Below are 8,035 nucleotides of genomic sequence, written 5' to 3'. Positions count from 1 at the left end.
CCCGAGGTGCGGCCCTACCTGGACAAGTATGTCCGCGGCTCCGACGGCATCACCGCCGTGGACCGGGTCAAGGTCATGAAGGCCCTGTGGGACTCCATCGGCTCCGAATTCGGCGGCCGCCACGAACTGTACGAGCGGAACTACGCCGGCAACCACGAGAACGTCAAGGCCGAGCTGCTGTTCGCTGCAGAAGGCCGTGGGGACGTGTCCTCCATGAAGGGCCTGGCCGAGCAGTTCATGAGCGAGTACGACCTCGACGGCTGGACCGTGCCCGACCTCGTCGGCAACGACGACGTGTCCCACTTCCGCCGTGCCTGACAACTTCCCGGGAGACACCATGACCATCACCGAAAGTCCCACCGCTGTCGCATCCGGCAACGCCGCCACCGACAAGTTCAAGGGCGAACGCTTCACCGCCGACACCTCACCGGAGCGCCTGTCCGCCATCGCGACCGAAGCCCTCGCGGGATTCGGTGCGCTGATCCGGAAGCATGCCGTCACCTACGACGAGTACCGCGTGCTCAAGCAGTGGCTCATCGACGTGGGCGAGGGCGGCGAGTGGCCACTGCTGCTGGACGTGTTCGTCGAGCACGAGATCGAGGACGTCAACTCCCGGAGGTTCCGCGGCACCAAGGGCAGCATCGAGGGGCCGTACTACGTTTCGGGCGCACCGGAACTACCGGCGAAGTGCACACTCCCGATGCGCGACGAGGACCGCGTCCACCCGCCGCTGGTCCTGCGCGGACAGGTCACCGACCTCGACGGTCGGGGCCTCGGCGGGGCCCGGATCGAGATCTGGCACGCCGACGACGAAGGCTACTACTCCCAGTTCGCCCCGCACCTTCCGCAATGGAATCTGCGCGGCACCGTCGTCGCCGACGCCGAGGGCCGCTACGACATCACCACCATCGAACCGGCTCCGTATCAGATCCCCACCGACGGGCCCACCGGACAGTTCATCGAGGCAGCCGGATGGCACCCGTGGCGCCCGGCGCACCTGCACCTGCGGGTGACCGCACCCGGCAGGCAGCCGATCATCACCCAGCTGTACTTCGCCGGTGGTGAGTGGCTCGACGACGACGTCGCGACCGCGACGAAGCCGGAACTCGTCCTCGAACCACAGGTCGACGACGCCGGCCGCAAGGTGGCCACGTACGACTTCGCGCTCGACCCGCTCGCGGACTGACGCGGCTGCGCCGCCGGTGCGTCTTTTGGGTTGCTCCCACCGCCCAAAGGACGCACCGGCGCAGCGCTAGGGTGTGAGCCATGAGCGCCGCCGCCGAGTCCGTGTCGAGTATCTACATCGCTGCGCCGGAGGGCGACACCGGCAAGTCCACCGTCGCGCTCGGCCTGCTCCAGGCGCTGTGCGCCTCCGCCGCCCGGGTCGGCGTCTTCCGCCCCATCGCCCGCTCCGACGGCGACACCGACTACATCCTCGAACTGCTCCTCGAGCGCATCACCGTCGACCTCGACTACGACGAGTGCGTCGGCGCCACCTACGACGACGTGCATGCCGATCCCGAGGCCGCCCTCAGCGAGATCGTCGTCAAGTACCACGCCGTCGCGGACCGATGCGATGCCGTCGTCATCGTCGGCAGCGACTACACCGAGATCGCCAACCCCAGCGAGCTCGGCTACAACGCGCGCATCGCCGCGAATCTCGATGCGCCCGTTCTGCTCGTGCTGCGCGGCTCCCGGCGTACCCCCGACGAGGTGGCGCAACTGACCAGCGTGTGCACGGCCGAACTCGCCGCCCAGCACGCCCACCTGACCGGAATCGTCGTCAACCGCTGTCCTTCCGACCGGCTCGACGAGATCGCCGCGGCCGTCGGAGACCGGGGTGTGCCGCTGTGGACGCTGCCGGAGGTGCCGATCCTCGTCGCGCCGACCATGGGCGAACTGCTGACCGCGATCGACGGCGAACTCTACAGCGGCGATCCCGAGCTGCTGCACCGCGAGGCGCTGCGCGTCATGGTCGGCGGCATGACCGCCGAACACATCCTCGAACGCATCACCGAGGGGGTCGTGGTGATCGCCCCCGCCGACCGCTCCGACGTGCTCCTCGCCCTCGTGAATGCCAATGCCGCCGAAGGATTTCCGTCGCTGGCCGGCATCATCATGAACGGTGGGCTCCTGCCGCACCCGGCGATGGCGCAACTCGTCGCCGGACTCAGGCCCAGCCTGCCGATCCTGACGACCACCCTGGGGACGTTCGACACCGCGTCGGCCGCCGACCGGACACGCGGCCGCATGGCGCTCGGCGCGCACCGCAAGATCGACACCGCCGTCGCGCTGATGGAACAGCACGTGGACACGGATCAGCTGCTGAGCCGCCTCGACGTGCCCCGGCCGTCCGTCACGACCCCGCAGATGTTCGAGTACCAGCTCATCGACTGGGCCCGCCGCCAGCGCCGGCACATCGTGCTGCCCGAAGGCGACGACGACCGGATCCTGCGCGCGGCGGGCCGCGTCCTGCAACGCAAGATCGCCGACCTGACGATCCTCGGCGACGAGACGCAGGTGCGGCGCCGGGCGGCCGAACTCGGCGTGGACCTGAGTGCGGCGACCGTGCTGGATCCCAGGTCGTCCGAACACGCCGAGCCGTTCGCCGAGGAGTACGCCCGGCTGCGTGCCCACAAGGGGATGACGATCGAACGCGCCCGCGAGATCATGAGTGACATTTCGTATTTCGGCACGATGATGGTGCACCTCGGCGTCGCAGACGGCATGGTCTCCGGTGCCGCGCACACCACCGCGCACACCATCCGGCCGTCCTTCGAGATCATCAAGACCGAACCCGGCGTGTCCACGGTGTCGAGCATCTTCCTCATGTGCCTGTCGGACCGGGTGCTCGCCTACGGCGACTGCGCGGTGGTGCCCGATCCCACCAGCGATCAGCTCGCCGACATCGCGATCTCCTCCGCCGCCACCGCCGCCCGCTTCGGCATCGAACCGCGGATCGCGATGCTGTCCTACTCGACCGGCGAGTCCGGTTCGGGCGTCGACGTCGACAAGGTCCGCGCCGCCACCGCCCTGGTGCGCGAGCGCAGGCCGGATCTGCCGGTGGAGGGACCGATCCAGTACGACGCCGCGATCGAACCGTCGGTGGCCAGCGCCAAGCTTCCCGACTCGGAGGTCGCCGGCCGGGCGACCGTGTTCATCTTCCCGGACCTCAACACCGGCAACAACACCTACAAGGCCGTGCAGCGCAGCGCCGGAGCCGTCGCCGTCGGTCCGGTCCTGCAGGGCCTGCGCAAGCCCGTCAACGACCTGTCGCGCGGGGCGCTGATCCAGGACATCGTGAACACGGTGGCGATCACCGCCATCCAGGCGCAGGAGGCCGGCGAATGAGCTCCCAGACGGACGGCACCGTGCTGGTGCTCAACTCCGGCTCGTCGTCGATCAAGTTCCAGCTCGTCCACCCCGAGACCGGAGACTCGGTGGCGCACGGGCTCATCGAGCGGATCGGTGAGCCCGAGGGCAGGGTCGTGTTCCACCACACCACCGGCACCGAGGAACACGTCGGTCCCATCGAGAACCACCGCGCCGGGCTGCGGATCGTCCTCGACTGGGTGGAGGCGCTGGGCCGCCCCCTGCGCGAGGCCGGCATCATCGCCGTCGGCCATCGCCTCGTACACGGCGGCGAGGTGTTCCACGAGCCGACCCTCGTCGACGACGACGTGGTGCGCACCGTGAAGGAACTGGCCGTTCTTGCGCCGCTGCACAATCCGGCGAACGTCATCGGCATGGAGGTCGCGCGGGAGGAACTGCCCGGCATTCCGCACGTCGGGGTGTTCGACACCGCGTTCTTCCACGCCCTGCCCGCCGCGGCCGCCACCTACGCGATCGACCGGGACGTCGCCCGGGCGCACGGCATCCGGCGGTACGGCTTCCACGGGACGTCGCACCAGTACGTGTCCGAGCGCGCGGCCCGGTTCCTCGGACGTGAACTGTCGGAACTGAACCAGATCGTGCTGCATCTCGGCAACGGTGCGTCGGCCTCCGCGATCGCCGGCGGCCGGCCCGTCGACACGTCCATGGGGTTGACCCCGCTCGAAGGACTCGTCATGGGAACCCGTTGCGGCGACATCGATCCCGGCGTGCTACTGCACCTGAACCGCAGCGCCGGGATGGACGTCGATTCCATCGACGATCTGCTCAACCGGCGCTCCGGGCTCAAGGGCCTGTCCGGCGTCAACGACTTCCGCGCCCTGCTGCGACTCGTCGCCGAGGGCTCCGAGGACGCGAAGCTCGCCTACGACGTCTACGTGCACCGCCTGCGCAAGTACCTCGGCGCGTATCTCGTCGAACTGGGCGGCGTCGACGTCGTCGTGTTCACCGGCGGGGTGGGGGAGAACAACGTCGACGTCCGCCGCGACGCCCTCGCCGGCCTCGAGCGTCTCGGCATCGCCGTCGACGAGACTCGCAACGCCGCCTCCGCACGCGGCGAGCGGCGCATCTCGGCGGACACGTCGCAGGTGGAGGTCCTCGTCGTCCCGACCAACGAGGAGCTCGCCATCGCGCGGGCGGCCGCGGCGCTGGTGTAGGTCGGGAGCTTCTCGCGTCCAGCGGGAGGTTGTCGTCGGTGCCACTCGGCGGATGGCGCAGCCATAGCCCGATCGTCGCGACAACCTCCCGGTCGAATCTCACAACCGAGCGCCAGCGGCATGCAGCGCCGCCCGGACCCGATCGAGAACGACGTGCGGCCGTCCGGCGAGCAGTTGAGCACCCACCCGGACAACCCGCCATCCGGCCGCCTCGAGAACGGCGTACCGGTCGATGTCCCGGGCGCCCTGGGTGGGATCGGTCCAGTGATGGCCGCCGTCGTACTCCACGAGGACCTGCCAGCGCTTCCAACCCATGTCGCCGCGCGCCAGCACGCTGCCGTCCGAGCCGTAGACGAGCAGCTGGGTCTCCGGCGGTGGAAGTCCATCGCGGATCAGCAACAAACGGGTGCGGGTTTCGGGTGGCGACTCCGCGCCTGCGTCGACGAGGAGCAGTGAACGGCGCAGATCGCTGATCCCGCGCGCACCAGGATGGCAGCGGGCGACGTCGAGGATTGCCGCGGGCGTGATGCCCGTGGCGTTGCACAGTGCGTCGAGGACCTCGATTCCGCGATCGCCGGGGTGCGCTCGTCCCAGGTCGAAGGCGGTCCGTGCCGGTGATGTCACCACCATCCCGCCCACGAGGCACAGTTCGTCGTCGGGGATGCAGCCCTGCCGGACGACGATTCCGGCCGGGGCCCGGACGTGTCCGAGGCGGAGGATCTCGGCCGGGGCCGTATCGTCGATCCATCGGGTGCCGTGTACTGCGGCTGCCGAGAGGCCCGTGAGGACGCCCTTTCCGCGTGCCCACAACCATGCTGCCATCGCTCGGTTCCGGGCGGTGGGTGCGACGCCGCGTCGGACGTACACGTTGCGGTGGAGACGAACGAATCCGTGCCGAAGTTCGTATGCGGTGAGCGCGCCGGCGGCGATCGCTTCCGTGCCCAGGAAAGGTGCGTCGAAGGTGTCCATCCGGTCCACGATGTAGGACGAACCGCACTCCCGGAAGACCCGCTGCCGCGGTTGTGGAGAAGTCGCGAGTTATCCACAATCGGGCCGAGCGGGGCCTTTTCGTTACCGGCGGGAGGTTGTTGTCGGTGTTACTCGGTCGATGCCGCAGCGCCGGCCCGTTCGCCGCAACAAGCTCCCGTTCGGCGCGGAGACGGGCTACAGGATGCTGCGGGGGCGGATGGCGTTGGCCAGGTCGACGAGGGTGTAGCGGTGGGTGCGGGCGGGGGCGTTGCGGGCGAGGGCGCGCAGGCCGGATTCGGTGCCGGCGCGAAGTCCCTTCTCGGTGAAGGGGACGTCGAGGATCGGTTCGAGTTCGCGGCGGGCGGAGTGGCCGGCGCGCACCCAGTCGAGCGCCGTCGACAGCACCAGGGTGCGCATCTGCAGGAACCGGCTCTCGTCGGGCGACAACGTCCCCACCCGGCGCGCGGCCTCGCGCAGGTCGGCTTCCTCGAGGTCGTCGATCGGCCTGTCGTGCAACAGGATCAGCACCGTGGTCATGCGGGCGACGGCGTGGTGCCGGGAACTCGCGGGCACCTGGTCGAGCGCCGCGATCGCACCGGCCCGGTCGCCGCGGCGGGTGAGCTGCCGGGCGAGGCCGAACGCCGCGCTGACCACGTTGTGGTCGGTGCGCCACACGGTGCGGTAGTAGTTCTCGCAGAATCGGCGCCAGGCCTCGGGATCGTCGCTCTCCCAGTGCTGCAGGATGAGTTCCGCGGTTGCGGCGAGCGCCAGCTTGGGTGCGGTCTCGCCGGGCATCGCCGCGAGTACCTTCTCGAATCTGCCGAAGGAGGACTCGAATTCGCCGTTGACGAGTTCGGCCAGCCCGGCGTACCAGTCGATGCGCCAGTCCGCGCCGAGGTCGCGTTCGAGCTTGCGCAGGATCTCCGCGGCGCGGGTGCCGTGGCCCAGGTCGAGATGGGCGCGCACCTCCGCGAGGGTGATCTCGCGGGAGAACGAGACGTCCGCGGTGCCGACGACGCGTTCGAGCCCGTTGTCGCGCGCGTGCCGCAGCGAGTCGAGGGTCTGCTGGGGTTCGCTGTGCACCGCGGCGGCGAGCAGCGCGGCGCTCGGATCGTTGGGGTCGAGCAGCGGCACCGGCAGCGCCGCCGCCACGTCGCGGGCCGAGAGGTTCTCGTCCCGCGCGATGCCGTCGACGATCGAATCCGTGCGTCCGACGGCCTCGTCCGTGCCGAACGTCGTCCGCTGGCGGCTGAAGATCGACGACAGGCCGGGATGCTCCTCGCCGGTCTGCTGCGACAGGATCTCCCGCAGGACCCCCGTCAGCTGGCTCGCCATCTCGTCGGCCGACCGGAACCGCTGCTGCGGATCGGTGTCGGTCGCCCGCAGCAGCAGCCGGTGGTACGACTCGTACTCCGCCAGCAGCGGTGCCTTCTCGGGGGTGGGCAGGCCGTCGGCCAGGCGGCCCTGCTGCCACGGCATGTCGAGGGTGAGCACGGCCAGGGTCCGGCCGACGGTGTAGATGTCGGTGGCGACGGTCGGGCCCGTGCGCACGATCTCCGGGGCCTGGTAGCCGGGCGTGCCGTACAGGTAGCCGTAGTCCTCGACGCCGGTGACGGCCCCGAGGTCGATGAGCTTGAGCTGCTCCTCGGTGACCATGATGTTCTCGGGCTTGAGGTCGTTGTAGACGAGTCCGATCGAGTGCAGGTAGCTCAGCGCCGGCATGATCTCGAGGACGTACGCGATGGCCTGTTCGACGGGCATCCGGGCCGGCCCGGGACAGCTGTCGAGCACCTCGCGCAGCGAATGCCCGCCCACGTATTCCATGACGATGTAGCCCATCGGGGTGCCGTCCGGGCGCGGGTGCTCGATGAAGTTGAAGATCTTCACGATGCTCGGGTGCGTCACCTCGGCGAGGAACTGCTTCTCGGCGACGGCGACGGCCTGCGCCTCGGCGTCGCCCGAGTGCAGCAGGCCCTTGAGGACGACCCACCGGTCGCTGACGTTCCGGTCGACGGCGAGGTAGATCCAGCCCAGCCCGCCGTGCGCGAGGCAGCCCTGCACCTCGTACTGCCCGCCGACGATGGCGCCGGGCGGCAGCATCGGGACGAACTCGAACGGGGTGCCGCACGAGGGGCAGCGCCCGGACGTGGGGCCCGGTCCGTTCGGCGTGCTGCGGCCGACCGGCTTGCCGCACTTCCAGCAGAACCGCTTGCCCTCGGCCACGTGCGGATCCGGGAGCACCACGGAGGCCGGGTCGACGGGGGTGGGGACCGGGATGTCCACGAGGCCGGCGAGGCGCCGCCGCGAGGGCACGCGCGGCCGGGATCGCCGCGACGGGACGCTGCCCCGGGAAGGGGCGCTGCGCTGGGCGGCGGGTGCGGTCTCCGGCGGGGCGCTGCGCTGCGTCGCGGGTCCCGTCTCGGGCGGGGCGCTGCGCTCGGTGGCGGGTCCGCCGTCCGGCGGGGCGCTGCGCTGCGTCGCCGCGCCCGGGTCGTGTTCGGTGTCGGACATGCGACCTC

General features: G+C 70.2%; 6 protein-coding genes. 4 read left to right on the top strand and 2 right to left on the bottom strand.

All coding sequences use genetic code 11. The features are described from left to right. The 4 genes from ACWPOB_RS15995 to ACWPOB_RS15980 all read left to right on the top strand — a co-directional run. A partial coding sequence (locus ACWPOB_RS15995; protein WP_455401414.1) for a 4-hydroxyphenylacetate 3-hydroxylase C-terminal domain-containing protein occupies positions 1–318 on the top strand: 318 nt, incomplete at its 5' end. A gap of 19 nt (positions 319–337) precedes the next feature. Beyond that, positions 338–1,186 (top strand): catechol 1,2-dioxygenase, encoded by an 849-nt coding sequence (gene catA / locus ACWPOB_RS15990; RefSeq protein ID WP_455401413.1) that lies wholly within the window; start codon positions 338–340, stop codon positions 1,184–1,186. A gap of 80 nt (positions 1,187–1,266) precedes the next feature. Then, entirely contained in the window at positions 1,267–3,351 is a 2,085-nt protein-coding gene (gene pta, locus ACWPOB_RS15985; protein WP_455401412.1) for a phosphate acetyltransferase, read from the top strand. Continuing rightward, positions 3,348–4,547, top strand: a complete 1,200-nt coding sequence (locus tag ACWPOB_RS15980) for an acetate kinase (RefSeq protein WP_455401411.1) — start codon at positions 3,348–3,350, stop codon at positions 4,545–4,547. Before pta ends, ACWPOB_RS15980 begins: the two co-directional genes overlap by 4 nt. A 99-nt stretch (positions 4,548–4,646) precedes the next feature. Here ACWPOB_RS15980 and ACWPOB_RS15975 read toward each other — a convergent pair whose 3' ends face one another. Next, positions 4,647–5,516 (bottom strand): endonuclease domain-containing protein, encoded by an 870-nt coding sequence (locus tag ACWPOB_RS15975; RefSeq protein WP_455401410.1) that lies wholly within the window; start codon positions 5,514–5,516, stop codon positions 4,647–4,649. A 195-nt stretch (positions 5,517–5,711) separates the two neighbouring features. Continuing rightward, positions 5,712–8,027, bottom strand: coding sequence for a tetratricopeptide repeat protein (locus tag ACWPOB_RS15970; RefSeq protein WP_455401409.1), 2,316 nt, complete (start codon positions 8,025–8,027; stop codon positions 5,712–5,714). Positions 8,028–8,035: the final 8 nt, after the last annotated feature.

Source organism: Rhodococcus sp. 2H158, from assembly GCF_053764755.1.
The sequence above is the reverse complement of the archived record's forward strand: the minus strand, read 5'-3'. Positions and strand labels throughout refer to the sequence as shown.

What these genes read in the sequence shown, in the direction of transcription:
- catA (WP_455401413.1), top strand. Translation starts at nt 338, where the DNA reads ATGACCATCACCGAAAGTCCCACCGCTGTCGCATCCGGCAACGCCGCC.
- pta (WP_455401412.1), top strand. Translation starts at nt 1,267, where the DNA reads ATGAGCGCCGCCGCCGAGTCCGTGTCGAGTATCTACATCGCTGCGCCG.
- ACWPOB_RS15980 (WP_455401411.1), top strand. Translation starts at nt 3,348, where the DNA reads ATGAGCTCCCAGACGGACGGCACCGTGCTGGTGCTCAACTCCGGCTCG.
- ACWPOB_RS15975 (WP_455401410.1), bottom strand. Translation starts at nt 5,516, where the DNA reads ATGGACACCTTCGACGCACCTTTCCTGGGCACGGAAGCGATCGCCGCC.
- ACWPOB_RS15970 (WP_455401409.1), bottom strand. Translation starts at nt 8,027, where the DNA reads ATGTCCGACACCGAACACGACCCGGGCGCGGCGACGCAGCGCAGCGCC.